The sequence below is a fragment of the Thioalkalivibrio versutus genome (assembly GCF_001999325.1).
Classification (GTDB): Bacteria; Pseudomonadota; Gammaproteobacteria; order Ectothiorhodospirales; family Ectothiorhodospiraceae; genus Thioalkalivibrio; species Thioalkalivibrio versutus.
Window position 1 is genome coordinate 15,844 of sequence record NZ_MVAR01000005.1, and the last position, 16,279, is coordinate 32,122.

Here is a 16,279-nt window from a genome sequence, read left to right on the forward strand (position 1 = left end):
CGCCGCTCACGCGGCGGAACCCCTATGTCTCATGCGGACTGCTTCTGCGTTTCTTCCTGACCGACCGTGGCCACTACCCGAATCCGCCGGTTGTCGGGGATCTCGGTAAACGCCAGGACGGTCAGGCTGCGAACCGCGCCGCGCAACCAGCCGGCAATCCAGGAACGGATCTCCGGTGCCACCACCAGGATCGCCGCTTGGCCGGCCGTCTCCTGGCGCCGCGCCGCATCCGCAACCGAACGCTGCAGCCGTTCCGCCAGCCCGGGCTCCAGTCCAACCGTGCCACCCGAGCTGCCCTGGAGGGACTTATGCAAGAGCTGTTCCAGCGACGGGTCCAGGGCGATCAGTGGCAGCTCATCCTCCGGTCCTACAAGGTCCTGGACGATGGAGCGCGCCAGCGCGACGCGCACCGCTGCGGTCAAAGTGCCGGGATCCTGACTCTTCACCCCGTCGTCTGCCAGGGTTTCGGCGATCGTGCGCAGGTCGCGGATCGAGACCTGCTCGGCCAGCAGGTTCTGCAACACCTTCAGCACGATCGAAAGCGACAGGGTCTTGGGCACGAGGTTCTCCACCAGCTTCGGCGAATGCCGCGCCAGCTGATCCAGCAGGTGCTGTGCCTCCTCGTGCCCGATCAGGCGGTGGGCGTTCTCGCGGAACACCTGCGACAGATGCGTCGCAATCACCGTGGAGCAGTCGACCACGGTATAGCCGGCACCCTGGGCCTGGTCGCGATCCGACGGGTCGATCCACAGGGCATCCAGGTTGAAGGTCGGGTCCTTGGTCGGGGTACCCGGGACGGTGCCGAAGACCTCGCCCGGATTGATCGCCAGTTCGCGATCGGGAAACACCTCGGCCTCCGCCACAGTGACGCCCAGCAGGCTGATCCGGTAGGCGTTCGGGCTCAATTCCAGGTTGTCGCGGATATGCACCGGCTGCAGCAGGAAGCCGAGCTCCTGCGACAGCTTGCGGCGCACGCCCTTGATCCGTCCCATCAGCTGGCCGTCCTGGGTGCGGTCCACCAAGGGGATCAGGCGGTAGCCGACCTCGAGGGAGACCAGGTCCACCGGCGGGACATCTTCCCAGGTCAGGTCGCGATCCTCCGAACGAGCCCCGCCCTCGTCTTCCTGCGGGATGCGCTCCACTTCCACCTCGGCCTCGCGGCTCCGGCGCTTGAGCAGGTAGGCCCAGCCAAAGATCAACGCCGCCAGCCCCAGGAACACGGCGTTCGGCATGCCCGGCACGACGCCCAGCGCGCCGATCACGCCACCGGCGACGTACAGGACCCGCGGGTTGGAGAACATCTGCCCGTACACCTGCTGGCCCATGTCCTGGCTGCTGGTCACGCGGGTCACGATGATCGCGGTGGCGGAGGACAGCACCAGCGACGGGATCTGGGCAACGATGCCGTCGCCGATGGTCAGCAACACGTAGTTGGTCGCGGCATCGCCGATCGACATGCCGTGCTGCACCGCACCGATGGTGAGCCCGCCGATGATGTTTACGAACAGGATCAGGATCCCCGCGATGGCATCGCCGCGGACGAACTTGGAGGCACCGTCCATGGAGCCGTAGAAGTCCGCCTCGCTGGCAATCTCCTCGCGGCGCTTGCGCGCCTCTTCCTGAGTCAGGATGCCGGCGTTCAGGTCGGCGTCGATCGCCATCTGCTTGCCGGGCATGGAATCCAGGGTAAAGCGGGCGCTGACCTCGGACACACGCCCGGCCCCCTTGGTCACCACCACGAAGTTGATGATGATCAGGATCGCGAACACCACCAGCCCCACGGTGTAGTTGCCGCCGACCACGAAGTCGCCGAAGGCCTGGATGACCTTGCCGGCGGCATCCGTGCCGGTGTGGCCTTCCAGCAGGATCACGCGGGTGGAGGCGATGTTCAGCGCCAGGCGCAGCAGCGTAGCGACCAGCAACACGGTCGGGAAGACCGCGAATTCCAGCGGCCGCGGGGTGTACACCGCAACCATGATCACCACCAGCGACAGCGCGATATTGAAGGTGAACAGCACGTCCAGCGCCAGCGGCGGCAGCGGCAGCACCATCATCGAGAGCATCGCGATCAGCAGGATCGGCGCCCCCAGCCCCCACTTGCCCACGTTACCCAGACGGTCAAAGAAGGCCATTAGCGATCCCTCCGCGGGCCGCGTTGCTTGTCAGGATCGAGATAGTCCTCGGGCACTGGAAGGTCATCCGGCATCTGCGCGTCGGCATCGGCCCGCTTGAGCTGGTAGACGTACGCCAGGATGCGGGCCACGGCCACGAACAGACCGTTGGGCACTTCCTGGTTCAGATCGGTGGTGAAATAGATGGCGCGGGCCACGCGCGGGGCCTCGACACGGATGATCGCGTGTTCGTCCCCGACTGCGCGGATCGAGGCGGCCACCTCGTCGACGCCCTTGGCCACCACCTTCGGTGCCGCCATGCGCGAGGCCTCGTAGACGATAGCCACGGCGTAGTGGGTCGGGTTGGTGATGATCACGTCGGCCTTGGGGACCTCCTCCATCATTCGCCGCTGCGCCATCTCCTGCTGCAACTGACGGATCTTCTGCTTGACCTCCGGCTTGCCGTCGGTCTCCTTGTACTCGTCCTTGACCTCCTGCCGGGTCATGCGCAACTGCTTCTGGTGATTCCACATCTGGAACGGCGCATCAATGGCGGCGACCACGATCAGGGCCGCCGAGACCGCGATGAAGGTTCCCAGAACCAGCTGGGCGGCATGGATGATGCCCTGATGAACAGGCTCGTAACCGAGCATCAGCAGCCGGTCGGAGAAGGTGGCCAGCACGGCGACCGCGACACTGCTGATCAGTACGAACTTGGCGAAGGTCTTGCCGAACTCCATCAGCCCCTGCCAGGAGAAGATTCGCTTGAGGCCCTTCCCGGGATTCAGCTTGGAGACCTTGGGCGCGGCGGCCTTCCAGGAAAAATTGGCGCCGCCGATCACGATCGGCGCGAGTACCGCGGCGACGATCAGTACGCCGAACAACGGGAACAGGGTCCGCAGGGTACGGAAGATCTCATCGGCCAGATAAGGCAATAACAGCGACGAGTCGTAGGCCATTTCGCGTTCGAAATCCAGGCGACTGCTCATCTGTTCAGTAAGTTGCGCCCCCATGTTCGGGCCGTACATCAGCAGGAAGCTCCCGCCCGCCATCAGCACCAGAAAGGTGCTCAGCTCGCGCGAGCGCGGGACCTGCCCCTTCTCCTTCGCCTCGCGCAGGCGTTTCGGAGTGGGCTCTTCGCTTTTTTCCTGTCCGCTCTCGTTCTCGGCCATCTCAGAAGCCCATCCGGGTCTGCATCAGGTTGAAGCCCTCGAGCATCAGCTCGCCGAAGCGTTCGGGCAGGCCCGGCAGGATCAACATCATCAGTACGAACCCGATCAGGATCATCATCGGGAAACCCACCGCGAAGATGTTGAGTTGCGGGGACGCGCGGGTGATGACCCCCATGGAGATATTCACCAACAGGAGCGAGGCAACCGCCGGCAACGCCACCAGCACCGCGCCCACAAACATCGTGGAGCCGAAGCCCACCAGGGCGTAGAAGGCCTCGGCGTTCAGACCGGTCGGGGCGATCGGCATGGTCTCGAAGCTGGTCAGCATCAGCTCCAGGGCGATCAGATGGCCGTTCATCGCCAGGAACAGGAGGGTCGAGAAGATCACAAAGATGGTGGAGACCACCGGGACCTGCACGCCCTGGGCCGGATCCATGATCGAGGCAAAACCCAGGCCCATGCCCAGTGCGACCACCTCGCCCGCCTGAGTCACGGCCGAGAACACCATCTGCAGAATGAACCCCATGAACACGCCGATCGCGACCTGGTGCAGGGTGACCAGCACGCCCTCCAGGCTGAGCGGATCGATATCCGGCAGGACCGGCCCCTGCATGGCCACGAAGATCGCCAGCAACAGCGCCAGCCCCATGCGCACCCGCGCATTGACCGTATCCGCACCGAAGATCGGCATGGCGACGAGCATGGCGCCAATGCGGGCGAACGGCCACAGGACCGCCCCCACCCACAGCACCAGCTGTTCCGCCGCCAGGGCCATATGCCTACCCCACCATCCCCGGCGCACCCTCGTAGAGGCGCTCGGTGTAGTCGATCAACAACGCCAGCATCCAGTGCCCGCTGATCAGCAGCGCCGCGAACATCGCCAGCAGCTTGGGGATGAACGACAGGGTCATTTCCTGTATCTGGGTCGCTGCCTGCAGCATCCCGATGGTCAGACCCACGGCCAGCGCCGTCAGCAGCGGCGGCGCGGCCAGCAGGACCACCACGGTCAGCGTCTCGCGACCGATGTCCACAACGAGTTCGGGTGTCATCGCGCTCTCCTACACGAAGAAACTGGTGGCAAGGGTGTTCATCATCAGCGCCCAGCCGTCCACCAGAACGAACAGCATCACCTTGAACGGCAGCGAGATAATCAGCGGGGAGAGCATCACCATCCCCATCGACATCAGGACCGAGGCCACCACCAGGTCGATGATCAGGAACGGGATCAGGATCAGGAAGCCAATCTGGAATGCGGTCTTCAGCTCGCTGGTAATGAACGCTGGCACCAGCAGGTTCAACGGGATGTCATCCGCCTCCTCGAATCCGTCGATCCCGTTGATCTCGGCAAACATCGCGATATCGCTTTCGCGGGTATGCATCAACATGAACTCGCGCAACGGCTGCACCCCCGCCTCGATCACCTCCTCCGTCCCGATCTCCTCGTTCACGTAGGGCACAAACGCGGTCTCGTAGATCTCGTCGAGCACCGGGGCCATCACGAACAGGGTCAGGAAAAAGGCCAAACCGATCAGGATCTGATTCGAGGGCGTCTGGGTCGTGCCCAGGCCCTGGCGCAGGATCGCCAACACCACAATGATCCGGGTGAAGGACGTCATCATGATCAGGATCGACGGCAGCAGGGTGAGCAGCGTCATCAACAGGATGATCTGCAGCGTGACCGAGTAGGTCTCGCCCCCGTCTCCGTTGGTGGTCACGGTCAGGGCCTCGATACCCTGCGCCACTTGGGCCCCGGCGAGGCCCGGCAGGAGCAGCAGGCCCAGTGCCAGCGCGAACCGCAGGAACAGCGCCATCACAACTGCCCCCGCTCGCTGCTACCGGGCGGAGCCCGGCGGGTCACGGCGCGCTTGAGCGCACTGGAGAAGTCCGGGGTCTCGCCTACCGGCGCCACCACCGGCTCGCGCATCGTGTGCAGGGTGCGCATGCCGGAAGGCGCCACGCCCACCAGCACCTGTTCATCGCCCACCTGCACCAGCACCAGACGCTCGCGCGTGCCCACCGAGCGTGCCGCGACGATCTCGATCACCTGCGAGCCGCGGTTCAGTCCGCCCTGGGTCCGGCGCAGGATCCAGCCCAGCACCACAATGGCACCGATCACCAGTACCAGACCGCCGATTAGCTGGGTCAGATAGGCAGCGGCCCCGCCACTGCCACCCTCCGCAAGGGCAGTCAAAGGCCAGAGGGTCCCCGTGACGGCCGCCAGGACGAGGGCCGAACTACGCGTATTACGTGGATTCATGGCTATTTGAGCTTGCGGATGCGCTCACTGGGGCTGATCACATCGGTCAGCCGGATACCGAACTTCTCGTTGACCACCACGACCTCGCCGTGCGCGATCAGCGTGCCGTTCACCAGCACGTCCAGCGGCTCCCCGGCCAGACGGTCCAGCTCCACCACCGAGCCCTGGTTCAGCTGCAGCAGGTTGCGGATCGGGATGCGCGTGCGACCGATCTCCATGGCGATGGTCACTGGAACGTCCAGCACCATCTCCAGGTTCATCTCCTCGCCGTCGCCCTGCACCACCCCCGACAGTTGTTCAGGCTGCAGGGCCTCCGCGGCCGAATCCGGCTTGTGCTTGCGTTCCTTCTTCTCGGTCTTCGGCGCCGCTTGCGCGGACGCGGCACCCCCACCGCCTTGTGCTTCGTTCAGCAGGGCGTCCGGGTCGGCGGCCTCTTCGTCATCCTTCTGCTCGGCCAGGGCGGACTGTTCCGCCAGAGCGGCCCCCCATTCGTCGGCCAGCGCCTGGTCGTCGCTACCGCCTTCGGTCTCGGCCATGGTTTCAGCGCCCGCGGTATCTTCATCCGCGGTCGGGGTGTCCTGTTTGGGATCGTCGGTGTCAGCCATGCTGCGCCCTCTATCGTTTGATGATGCGTTCCGAAACCTGGATCGCATTCATGCCATTGGATACGCCGAACTTCCCGCGGAACATCGGGATGTCTTCGACCTGCAAGGTGATCTTCTCGGGGAGGTCCACCGGGATGATGTCGCCCGGCTGGATATCCAGTAGCTCGCGCACGGTGACCTCGGTCTCCGCCAGCATGGAGCTGATCTCGACCTCGGCGGTCTGGATCTCCTCCTGCAGCGCGTGCATCCAGCGCTGGTCGACGTCGGAGCGATCCGACTGGATGCCGGTATCCAGCTGCTCGCGGATCGGCTCGATCATCGAGTACGGCAGGGTCACGTGCAGGTTGCCGCCGCCCCCGTCGAGCTCGATGTGGAACTCGCTGATGACCACGATCTCGGTCGGCGAGACGATGTTCGCGAACTGCGGGTTGACCTCGGAGTTCAGGAACTCGAACTTCAGCTCCATCACCGGCTGCCAGGCCTTCTGCATATCCTCGAAGGCCCCTTCCAGCACGCCGTGGACGACCTTCATCTCCATCGGGGTGAAGTCTCGCCCCTCGATGCGGGTGTAGTAGCGCCCGTCGCCACCGAAAAAGTTGTCGACCAGGATGAACACCAGCTTGGGGTCGAACACGAACAAGCCGGTGCCATGCAGCGGATGCGCCCGCACCAGATTCAGGCTGGTGGGGACAAACAGCGAGTGCATGTACTCGGAGAACTTGGTGATACGGGTGCCGACCACCGAGATCTCGGCCGAGCGACGCAGTACATTGAACAGACGGACCCGGAGCTGACGCGCAAAGCGCTCGTTGATCATCTCCAGCGTGGGCATGCGCCCACGGACGATGCGATCCTGCGTGGCAAAGTTGAATTCCCGCGCCTGACCGTCACTCGGATACGGGTCTTCGGTCTCGACGTCGCCCTCGTCCACACCATGCAGGAGGGCATCGATCTCGTCCTGGCTGAGGATATCCGTCTGCGCCATAACGGGGCTCCTACTGCATCACCAGTTCGTTGAACAACACGGCCTCGACCGCGTCCGGCGCATCCCGCGAGCGCAGAATCTCGCGGATTGCTTCCTTCAGCTCCTCCGCCAGCGCATCCTTGCCATCACGCGTATTGAGATCCTCGTAACGCTGTTCCGCCAGGATGCCCAGGATGTCGTTGCGGATCGCCGGCATATGCCGCTCGAACGCCTCGATCACCGGCGCCTCGTGCGTCACCAGGCTCACCTCGGCACGCAGATACCGGATGCGGCCCGGCGCTTCGATGTTGACAGTCATCGGCTCCAGGCTGGTGTAGAAGCGCTCGGGGGGGCCCTCCTCCACCTGTTCGGCAGCCTCGTCGCCCGCAACCAGGAAGAACCAGGCCGCAGCGGCCCCGCCGCCCACCAGCAGGATCACAATCAGCAGCAGCACAAGCAGCTTGCCCATGCCGCCCTTCTTCGGGGTGCCGCCTTCTTCGTCGTCCAGATTGACTTCCTTCTTCGCCATGTCGCACCCGCTATCCGGTAAACCGAGGATTTGCTCTCGGAAAAGACCTTAGCAAGGCAGATGCCAGCATTGTCTTTCTATCGCTTTATCCGATAGTTAGCGACCAATACTGGAGGAGGCTGAAGGACACTTCGGGGGAAGGAACGGGCGATAACGTCAAGAATCGGCCGCCCGCCGCGCGGGAAAGACGGATTCTTGGCGGCACTCACGGAAAATCGCTACGACAGCGAAAGGGGCCCGATGGGGCAGGTCACGGACACCGCCCGCCGCCCATCGGATATCGCAAGACCGAGCCCGCGCCGGGCTCGAATCAGGCAAACAAATCCAGGCGCCGATTCAGCATCGAGAGCGTGCTGCCCTCATTCTCGTTGTCTTCGGCCTCGGCCAGCTCCGAAGCGGCCCCGGCGGCTGCCTGGCGCTCATCCTGCTCGGCCTCCTCCTCGGCCGCCTGGTCGGAGACGGTCGCGTCCTCGAGCATCAGCCCGCTCTCGGCGAGGCTGTCGCGCAAGCGCGGCATGGCCGCCTCCAGCACCTCGCGGGTCACCGGATTGGCGCTGATGAACTGGATGCTTGTGCGGTCACCCTCGACCAGCACCCGAATATCCAGACTGCCCAGCTGCGGGGGATGCAGCTTGAGCTCGGTGCGCCCACCCTGTGCCTGGGCGAGCATGCGCACCTGATCGGCCAGCTCGCGGGCCCCATTGGGCTGCTGCAGGAGCCGGGTCAGGTCCAGTCGCGGCAGCGCACGCGCGGCCTCCGCCCCCTCGGCCTGCCCACCGGCGAGAGCCGGCAGGACGCCCCCCAGGGGGTCGGTACGCCCGCGGCGCGACTCGTCGTCCCCGCCCTGGGTCATCCACTGGGCGAGGACATCGAGCACGCCGTCCCGCGACAGCCCGCCCTGCGCGCCCAGCAGTTCGGGCTTCAATGCGGCCAGGCCGTCGCGCCCGCCCGCCGCCTGGCTGGCCTCGACAAACAGGCGCATGACGGCTGCAGGCAGGGGCTTGACCGGCAACGCCTGGCCCTCGGCACCCCCGCGGCCGGAGGCGCCCGCCTCCCCACGGGCCGCGTCCATACGCCCCGGTTCCTGCACTGCCGCCATCAGGCTGGCGACCGGCAAGCCCTTGCCCCCCGCCTCGTCGCCCGCGGCGAAACCCTGCCCGTCGAGTAGATCCTGCAGCCGCGCCAGCATGGCTTCCAGATCGAGCCCTTCCAGCTCGTCTCCAGGCACCCCCAGGTTCGCCAGCAAGGCCTCCATCTGCGGCTCCAGAACCGCGAGGAACCCCTCGCCGTCCTTCCCTTTCAGCCCCTTCAGGCCGTCCAGGTCCTGCAGCGATGCCTCGCCGCCCAGCAATTGCAGCAGCGGCAGCATGCCCTGACCGGTGTTCTGTGTCGCGATCATCTCCGAATCCTCGGTGTGCCGGGTGGATCCCCGGGCCCTTGCCCTAATCGATAGTCACGGTCCATTCAAGAACCTTGCCAACGCGACGCTTCCTCGCGCGCATGAGCCTGCCGCGTGGCCCACATATCCTGTTCGGTTTGCTGGCGCCGGGCGCCGTGTTGCGCCGTCTCGGCCTTCCTGCATTGCAGCAGCTTTTCCAGCGACAGGCTGTTGCGGTGGCGCTCCAGCCACTCCTGGCGCGCGGTCTCCACCTGCGACTCCGCCGCCTGAATGCGCAGGTCCTGTTGCTCCAGCGCCGAGCGCAACTGGTCGCGCATGCCCGCCAACCACTTGAGGGCGTTGGCGTCATCCGGAAGGGTCGCCTGCAGATACTCGCGCTGATAGGTTTCCAGGCGCTCGCGCTGACCGGCAATGCCATCCAGTTGCTGCAGACGTTCACCCAGCTGGCGGGTGGCCTCGCTCTCCTCGATCCGGCGCAGGCGCAACAGTCGTTCCAGGCGCTTCGGGTTCATGCCGCCCCGCCAACCAGCGCCAGCAGGTCATCCCGCGCCCGGTCAAAACCGACGGCCTCTTCGCGACCCTGCGCCAGATACGCCTCCAGGCGCTCGTGCATCGCCACTGCCTCGTCCAGATGCGGGTCGGCACCCTTGCGATAGGCCCCGACCGCGATCAGATCGCGGTTCTGCATATAGGTGGCGGAGAGGCCGCGGAAGCGTCGCGCTGCCCGCTCGTGTTCCGGCGAGATCAGCGACGACATCACGCGCGAGACCGATGCACCGACGTCGATCGCCGGGTAGCGCCCGGTCTCTGCCACCTCGCGCGACAGCACGACATGGCCGTCCAGGATCGCGCGCGCGGCGTCCACGATCGGATCGTTCTGGTCATCGCCCTCGGCGAGCACGGTATAGAAGGCGGTAATCGAGCCGCCCCCTACGTCGCCGTTGCCGGCGCGCTCCACCAGTTGCGGCAGGCGCGCAAATACCGATGCCGCATACCCCTTGGAGGCCGGCGGCTCGCCGATCGCCATCGCGATCTCGCGGGCGCCCTGGGCAAAGCGGGTCAGGGAATCCATCAACAACAGCACGTGCAGGCCCTGGTCCCGGAAATGCTCCGCAACCGCAGTGGCCACCCAGGCCCCGTGCTGGCGCAACAGCGGCGACTGGTCCGCCGGCACGGCGACCACCACCGTGCGCGTGCGCGATTCCTCGTCGAGGATCTCGTGGATGAACTCGTTCACTTCCCGACCGCGCTCGCCGATCAGCCCGACCACGATCACGTCCGCCGTCGTGTTGCGCGTCATCATCCCCAGCAGCACACTCTTGCCGACCCCGGATCCGGCGAACAGACCGAGGCGCTGACCACGACCCACCGACAGCAGACCATTGATTGCCCGGATCCCCACATCCAGCGGCTCGCGGACCGGTGCGCGTTGCAGCGGGTTGATCGGCCGCCCGGCCAACAGCCCAAAATCATGGGTGCGGATCGGGCCTTTTCCGTCCAGCGGCTGCCCGTTGGCATCGATCACGCGGCCCAGCAGCCCCTCCCCGACCGGAATCTGACGCTGGTTATCCAGCGGCTCGATGCGCGCGCCGGGCGTCAGGCCCGCCGCGATTTCCTCAGGCATCAGGAACGTGCGTTCATTCTGGAAACCGACGACCTCGGCCGGCACCGTGTCTCCGTTCTCGCCGTGGATCAGCGCGCGCCCCCCAATGGGCAAGCGCAGGCCTTCCGCCTCCAGCGTCAGGCCGGTCAGGCGCGACAGGTGACCCTCCGACTGCGGCGGATTGACCCGCTCGACCCGCCCGCGCGACTGCTGCAGACGATCCAGCAAGCCACTACTCAGCCGTTCCCGGCCCTTGCGGCGGACCTCGTCGATCGGGGTACTCATGAATCCTCCGGGGCCGCGCTGTCCACGGAATTGGCGGACTGGTGATCTTCCTCGTCGGGTGCGCCGTCCATCTCCGGATAGTCGCCATCCCAGAGGGCTTCCACCGCGTGTTGCAGACGCCGCTCGAGACTTGCGTCGACACTTGCCGCGCCCGATTCGAGGCGACAGCCGCCGCGCGCAAGTCCCGCGTCCGGGACCCAGGTGATGCGCGCATCCGCCCGCTCACCATAGGCCTCCACCAGCGCCTGGTCCTCCGGGTTCAAGTGCACCCGAACCTCCTGGTTGCGCCCGGGAAGCTGGGCCAATGCCCCCTCCAGGACCGTCCGGATCTGCTCCGGTCGCGTCTCCAGCTCGCTCTGGACGACCTTGCGTGCAAGCGCCGTCACCAGCGCCAGCAACTCCGGCTCCAGGGCATCGGCGGCATCCGCCAGCGGGTCGGCAAGCCCGCCGGCCACGGATTCCAGCACGGCGACCGTCTCCCGCAGTTTCTTGTCCTCACGCGCCCGGGTGGCCTTCTCGGCTTCTTTCTTGCCCAGTTCATGCCCCTCGGCATAACCGCCCTCGAACCCGTTCTTGCGGGCCTCGTCCTCGATCGCCTCGATCTCGGCGGCCGTGGGCAGGCGACGCGGGGGGTGGACCCCATTGTCGCCAATCTCCGGCGGCTCCCACCGCGATGCCGCCGCGTCGGTGTAAAGCCTGGCCGCCGGGGCGTCGGTCACAACATCGCCTCGCTACCACCGCCACCCAGCACGATATCGCCGTTCTCCGCGAGCCGGCGGGCCACGGACAGGATCTCCTTCTGTGCGGCCTCGACCTCGCTGACCCGGACCGGCCCCTTGGCCTCGAGGTCTTCGCGCAGCATCTCGGCCGCGCGCTTGGACATGTTGCGGAAGATCTTGTCCTTCATGTCGTCGTCGGCACCCTTCATGGCGAGCACCAGCGATTCCGTCTGGATCTCGCGCATCAGCGTCTGGATACCGCGGTCCTCGATCTCCACCAGGTTCTCGAACACGAACATCTCTTCCTCGATCCGCGAACCCAGATCGGAATCGGACTCCTTGATCGTATCCATGATCTCCGCCTCCCGTGAGCCCTCCATCAAGTTCATGATGTTGGCCGCCGAACGCACGCCACCCAGCATCGACGTCTTGCTCGCGGCATTGCCGGAAAGCTGACGGTCGAGGATCTCGTCCAGCTCCTGCAGGGCCTGGGGCTGAACGCCATCCATGGTCGCAATGCGCATCACGATGTCGGACTGCACCCGCGCGGGCAGGTACTGCAGGGTGTCCGAGGCCTGGTCGGAGTCGAGGTGGGAAAGAACAATCGCCACGATCTGCGGGTGCTCGTTGCGCAGCATGTCGGCGATCGCCCGTGGATCCAGCCACTTGAGGGCCTCGATTCCCTTGGAATTGCGTCCCAGCAGAATGCGGTCAATCAGGCCCGAGGCCTTGTCACCCAGCGCGCTCTCCATGACGCTGCGCACGTACTCGTCGGCACCCACGCCCAGCGCCGTCTGCTCCTGCACGTGGGTGGAGAATTCATGCAGCGCGGCATTCACGTCACTGCGCGAAATGCGGTCCATGGAGGCCATCGCGGTGCCAATCTTCTGCACCTCCTTGGGCCCCATGTGGCGCATGACCTCGGCGGCGGCGTCCTCGCCGAGGCTCATCATGAACACGGCGGCGCGCTCGGCACCTTCCTGTTTGGCGTTCTTGTCAGCGGCCATCGTCACCCAACCACGTCTTCATCACCTGTGCCACGCGCTTGGGGTCCTCGCGGACCATCTCGCGCACCGCCTCCAGATCCATCTCCTGCTGGTCCGGACCCTTGGGGCCGGTCAGCGCGGCCACGGCCGAACCCTCGCCCTGGCCCATCCCCATGCCCATCTCGCTGCCCGCTGACTCGTCGGTCAGCGCTTCGCGATCTTCCTCGCGCCGCGGCGGCGGCGCCGGCCGCTTCATCAGATGCTTCATCGCCGGACGCACCACCGTCAACAGGATAATCAGAGCCAGCAGCAATGCCGCCACGATCTTGACCACCTCGAGGAACCAGGGTTGTTCCCAGAACGCGATTTCGTCCGCCGCCACCGCCTCGATGGGCGCCTCGAACGGGGCGGTCACTACATTGATCGTATCCCCCCGTTCGGCATTGAATCCAACCGCCTCGCGCACCAGCGCTTCGATGCGTTGCAGTTCCTCCGCATCCCTCGCCACCTGCACGGTCTCGCCGTCCTCGTTGACCTCCTGGCGGAAGTCCACCACCACCGCCGTGGACACGCGTTGCACGCCCCCCGGCATCTCGCGGATATGGTTGATGCGGCGATCCACCTCGTAGTTGCGGGTGATATTGGTGCTGCGGCTGCCCGGGAGCGCCGCGGGCGGGCCCTCACCCTCCTCGCCTTCCTCGCCGACCACCCCACCGGCGGGCGGCTGGTTAGTCAGCGCCCCGGGGACACCCCCGATACCGCCCTCGGGTCCCGTGCGCTCGTCCTCGCGGGTCTGTTCGGACCGCAGGGCAATCGTCTCGGGATCGTACAGTTCCTCGGTGCGCTCGACGCTCGAGAAGTCGATGTCCGCGTTCACCTGCACCCGTACCTTGTCGCGCCCGACGATCGGAATCAGCAGGTCACGGATACGGTCGGTATAGCGGGTCTCCACGTCGCGGGTGAAACTCAGGCGGTCGCCACTACCACCCATGCCCGTCTCGCCGCCATCCTGGGTCAGGAGCGTCCCACTTTGGTCCACCACAGTGACCCGATCAGGATCCAGATCAGAGGTGCTGGACGCGACCAGGTGCACGATCGCACCGACCTGCGACTCGCTCAGGGACCGCCCACCGCGCAGGTGCACGACCACCGACGCGCTGGCCGGGCGCCGATCACGCACGAACACCGACTGCTCACCCTCGGCAATGTGCACACGCGCGCGGTCCACCGCATTCAGCGATGCCACAGTACGCGCCAGTTCGCCCTCCATCGCCCGATGGTGGCGCGCCCCCTCGATCATCCGGCTCGTACCCAGGCCGGTATCCTCCTGCAGCAGCTCGAAGCCCATGTCGCCGGAACGTGGCAGGCCTTCGCCGGCCAGCTGCAGCCGCGCACCAGCCACCTCGCCCTGGGGCACCTTCACCTGCCCCGTCGTGGAATCGACCTGATACTGGATACCGGCCTGCGAAAGGACTTGCACGACCTCCGCCGCATCCTCCGCATCCATGCGCGGAAACAACGGTACGTAGGTCGGGCGCAGCGCCCAGTACAGCAGCGCCACGATCACCACAATGGCACCCGCCAGCATGCCGATCAGGGCAAGCTGGCGGCCCGCAGGCATCCCGTTAAACTCCTTGATCCCGCCGGTCACCACCGCGGGCAGGGATTGTGCATTTTCGGCCATCGTCCGTTCTCTCCCTCAGCCCGATCGGCCGATCAGACCTGCATCCGCATGATTTCCTGATACGCCGTCAGCAGACGGTTGCGCACCTGGTTGGTCGCCTCGAAGGCGATGCTCGACTTGCTCATCGCGGTCATCACCTGCGGCAGGCTCACGTTGTCATCGCCCAGCTCGAAGCGCGTCTGCAGATCGGTCGCCTGCTGCTGCACCTGATTGACACCCCGTAGCGACTCCGTCAGCACGTTCTGGAAGTCCGTGCCGCCGACGCGCTGGGGTTCGCGCGCCTGCTGGGCCGCATTCGTGTTTTCCACGCCGTTGGCTTGCGTCAGTTGACGCATCTGCTGCAGGACGTTCTGGATCTGCATCTCGCTCATGCTCACTACCCCCGGGGCGTCTTGTTACGCCGGCCGACCGACCACGACGGGCCCGTCGTATTTTCGTGTTCGACAGAAACTCTCAAGCAATCCATATGCCAGGCGACCACACATTAGCCCGACGCGGGCACCGCAAAGCCGTGCTCGCGCAGACGCGCAATCTTGTAACGCAATGTTCTGGGGCTGATTCCCAGCCGGTCGGCGGCCTCCTTGCGCCGCCCGCCGGACTCGCGCAGGACGTTCATGATCACCCGGCTCTCCTGCGTCTGCAGGGTCTGCTCCAGCATCGGTGTCGGGTTCTCGTCATCCGGCTTCGATTGCGCCCCGGTGGTCACCTCGCCGGCCCCGGTACTCCAGGGATTCACCATGTCCGCATCCAGCCAAACCGACTCTGCACTCACCTGCGGATCCGCGTTGTCATGCAATGTGACCGCGCGTTCCATCACGTTCGCCAGTTCGCGCACGTTGCCCGGCCAGTCGTGTTCGCGCAGCCGTCGTTGTGCGCCGTCATCCAGGGTCTGGAGCTGGCCGTCACTCAGGCGTCGGAGCAAGGCCTCGGCCAAGGGCACAATATCTTCTGCACGCTCGCGCAGTGGCGGGATGCACAGGGGAAAGACGTTCAGTCGGTAGTACAGGTCTTCGCGCAAATGCCCTTCGGCCACGGCCGCGCGCAAATCGCGATTGGAGGTTGCGATCACGCGCACGTCCACGCGCTGTGGCCGCCGCCCGCCCAGGGGCTCGACCTCGCGCTCCTGCAGCGCACGCAGCAGCTTTGCCTGCAAATGCACCGGGATCTCCGTCACTTCGTCCAACAGCAATGTGCCGCCGTCGGCCCGCACAAACTTGCCCGGTCGTGCCTCGACCGCGCCGGTAAAGGCGCCCTTGGCATGCCCGAAGAGCATCGCCTCGAGCATCGCCTCGGGCAGTGCGGCGCAGTTGATCGCTTCGAATGGTCCCCGTCGCCGCGGCGAGCGCGCGTGCAACTGCCGCGCCAGAACCTCCTTGCCCACCCCCGACTCACCGGTAACGAACACGGTTGCCGTGCTGCCGGCAATGCGCGTAACGAAGCGATCGATGCCGCGCATCACGGGACTGCGTGTCACCAACGCAGGGACCTCGAGCGACGGCTCCGGTCGCACCCGCGGACGCAGCCACCCGGCCAGCTCGTCCGCCATAAGCGGGAGCGCGAAGTGCGCCTCCAGCCCATGTCGCATCGCGGCCAGTTCCTGATCCTGGCTCGCGTCGCGGCTGACTGCCGCCAGCGCTGCCGTGGCATGGCTCAGGGCATCCCGGGACAGGTCCGCAGGCTGCGCCAGCAGAATGACCGCCGGGGCGGATACCTCCAGGGATTGCACCAACTCGCCGGCAGTACACGTCTGCAGACGCACCCGCGGGATCGTGGCCAGCACCTGGACCACGGCCTCTCGCAGTTCGGGTTCGGCATCCACCAGCAGGATCGTGGCTCGCGACATGAAGGTCTTCCCGTATCGATTCGGGAAAGATCTAGCAAACATCGCGCCATCAAGGCAGGCGATTGGTTTATAGAGGGTTTTTCTGGATCGGCCCGGGATCCGTCAAGCCTATGACGCGGGGG

The 16,279-nt window shown here is 65.8% G+C and carries 17 protein-coding genes; all 17 read right to left on the bottom strand.

What is annotated here, in order from left to right; genetic code table 11:
- Positions 1 to 29: 29 nt before the first annotated feature.
- The 17 genes from flhA to B0684_RS01735 all read right to left on the bottom strand — a co-directional run bounded on the left by flhA (position 30) and on the right by B0684_RS01735 (position 16,157).
- The gene (gene flhA, locus B0684_RS01655) at positions 30 to 2,132 is read right to left on the bottom strand and encodes a flagellar biosynthesis protein FlhA (protein WP_018650157.1); all 2,103 of its coding nucleotides are present in this window, start codon (positions 2,130 to 2,132) and stop codon (positions 30 to 32) included.
- Positions 2,132 to 3,283 (bottom strand): flagellar biosynthesis protein FlhB, encoded by a 1,152-nt coding sequence (gene flhB / locus B0684_RS01660; protein WP_018650158.1) that lies wholly within the window; start codon positions 3,281 to 3,283, stop codon positions 2,132 to 2,134. Before flhB ends, flhA begins: the two co-directional genes overlap by 1 nt.
- Position 3,284: 1 nt before the next feature.
- Complete coding sequence (gene fliR, locus B0684_RS01665; protein WP_018176836.1) at positions 3,285 to 4,058, bottom strand: flagellar biosynthetic protein FliR; 774 nt, start codon at positions 4,056 to 4,058, stop codon at positions 3,285 to 3,287.
- Between the two features lie 4 nt (positions 4,059 to 4,062).
- A complete protein-coding gene (fliQ, locus tag B0684_RS01670; protein WP_018145748.1) occupies positions 4,063 to 4,332 on the bottom strand; it encodes a flagellar biosynthesis protein FliQ in 270 nt (89 codons plus the stop codon).
- 9 nt (positions 4,333 to 4,341) lie between these two features.
- Complete coding sequence (gene fliP, locus B0684_RS01675) at positions 4,342 to 5,094, bottom strand: flagellar type III secretion system pore protein FliP (RefSeq protein WP_018145749.1); 753 nt, start codon at positions 5,092 to 5,094, stop codon at positions 4,342 to 4,344.
- The gene (gene fliO, locus B0684_RS01680) at positions 5,094 to 5,540 is read right to left on the bottom strand and encodes a flagellar biosynthetic protein FliO (RefSeq protein WP_026313055.1); all 447 of its coding nucleotides are present in this window, start codon (positions 5,538 to 5,540) and stop codon (positions 5,094 to 5,096) included. The genes fliP and fliO overlap by 1 nt, the downstream gene beginning before the upstream one ends.
- Before the next feature lie 2 nt (positions 5,541 to 5,542).
- Positions 5,543 to 6,145: a flagellar motor switch protein FliN gene (gene fliN, locus B0684_RS01685; protein ID WP_018169723.1), complete on the bottom strand. Its 603-nt coding sequence runs from the start codon at positions 6,143 to 6,145 to the stop codon at positions 5,543 to 5,545.
- 10 nt (positions 6,146 to 6,155) lie between these two features.
- On the bottom strand, positions 6,156 to 7,130 hold the full coding sequence (gene fliM, locus B0684_RS01690) for a flagellar motor switch protein FliM (protein ID WP_018169722.1): 975 nt from the start codon (positions 7,128 to 7,130) through the stop codon (positions 6,156 to 6,158).
- Positions 7,131 to 7,140: 10 nt separating this feature from the next.
- On the bottom strand, positions 7,141 to 7,638 hold the full coding sequence (locus B0684_RS01695; RefSeq protein ID WP_018650160.1) for a flagellar basal body-associated FliL family protein: 498 nt from the start codon (positions 7,636 to 7,638) through the stop codon (positions 7,141 to 7,143).
- 310 nt (positions 7,639 to 7,948) lie between these two features.
- Positions 7,949 to 9,037 (bottom strand): flagellar hook-length control protein FliK, encoded by a 1,089-nt coding sequence (locus tag B0684_RS01700; protein ID WP_018650161.1) that lies wholly within the window; start codon positions 9,035 to 9,037, stop codon positions 7,949 to 7,951.
- A 65-nt stretch (positions 9,038 to 9,102) separates the two neighbouring features.
- Positions 9,103 to 9,549 carry a flagellar export protein FliJ gene (gene fliJ / locus B0684_RS01705; protein ID WP_018650162.1) on the bottom strand — a complete coding sequence of 149 codons (447 nt, stop codon included), beginning with the start codon at positions 9,547 to 9,549 and terminating at the stop codon, positions 9,103 to 9,105.
- Positions 9,546 to 10,925: a FliI/YscN family ATPase gene (locus tag B0684_RS01710; RefSeq protein ID WP_018145756.1), complete on the bottom strand. Its 1,380-nt coding sequence runs from the start codon at positions 10,923 to 10,925 to the stop codon at positions 9,546 to 9,548. The genes fliJ and B0684_RS01710 overlap by 4 nt, the downstream gene beginning before the upstream one ends.
- Entirely contained in the window at positions 10,922 to 11,644 is a 723-nt protein-coding gene (locus B0684_RS01715; RefSeq protein WP_018169718.1) for a FliH/SctL family protein, read from the bottom strand. The genes B0684_RS01710 and B0684_RS01715 overlap by 4 nt, the downstream gene beginning before the upstream one ends.
- Complete coding sequence (fliG, locus tag B0684_RS01720; protein ID WP_018169717.1) at positions 11,641 to 12,651, bottom strand: flagellar motor switch protein FliG; 1,011 nt, start codon at positions 12,649 to 12,651, stop codon at positions 11,641 to 11,643. The genes B0684_RS01715 and fliG overlap by 4 nt, the downstream gene beginning before the upstream one ends.
- A complete protein-coding gene (fliF, locus tag B0684_RS01725; RefSeq protein WP_018650163.1) occupies positions 12,641 to 14,314 on the bottom strand; it encodes a flagellar basal-body MS-ring/collar protein FliF in 1,674 nt (557 codons plus the stop codon). Before fliF ends, fliG begins: the two co-directional genes overlap by 11 nt.
- A 32-nt stretch (positions 14,315 to 14,346) precedes the next feature.
- Positions 14,347 to 14,685, bottom strand: a complete 339-nt coding sequence (fliE, locus tag B0684_RS01730) for a flagellar hook-basal body complex protein FliE (RefSeq protein WP_018650164.1) — start codon at positions 14,683 to 14,685, stop codon at positions 14,347 to 14,349.
- 113 nt (positions 14,686 to 14,798) lie between these two features.
- The gene (locus B0684_RS01735) at positions 14,799 to 16,157 is read right to left on the bottom strand and encodes a sigma-54 interaction domain-containing protein (protein WP_018650165.1); all 1,359 of its coding nucleotides are present in this window, start codon (positions 16,155 to 16,157) and stop codon (positions 14,799 to 14,801) included.
- Positions 16,158 to 16,279 lie beyond the last annotated feature (122 nt).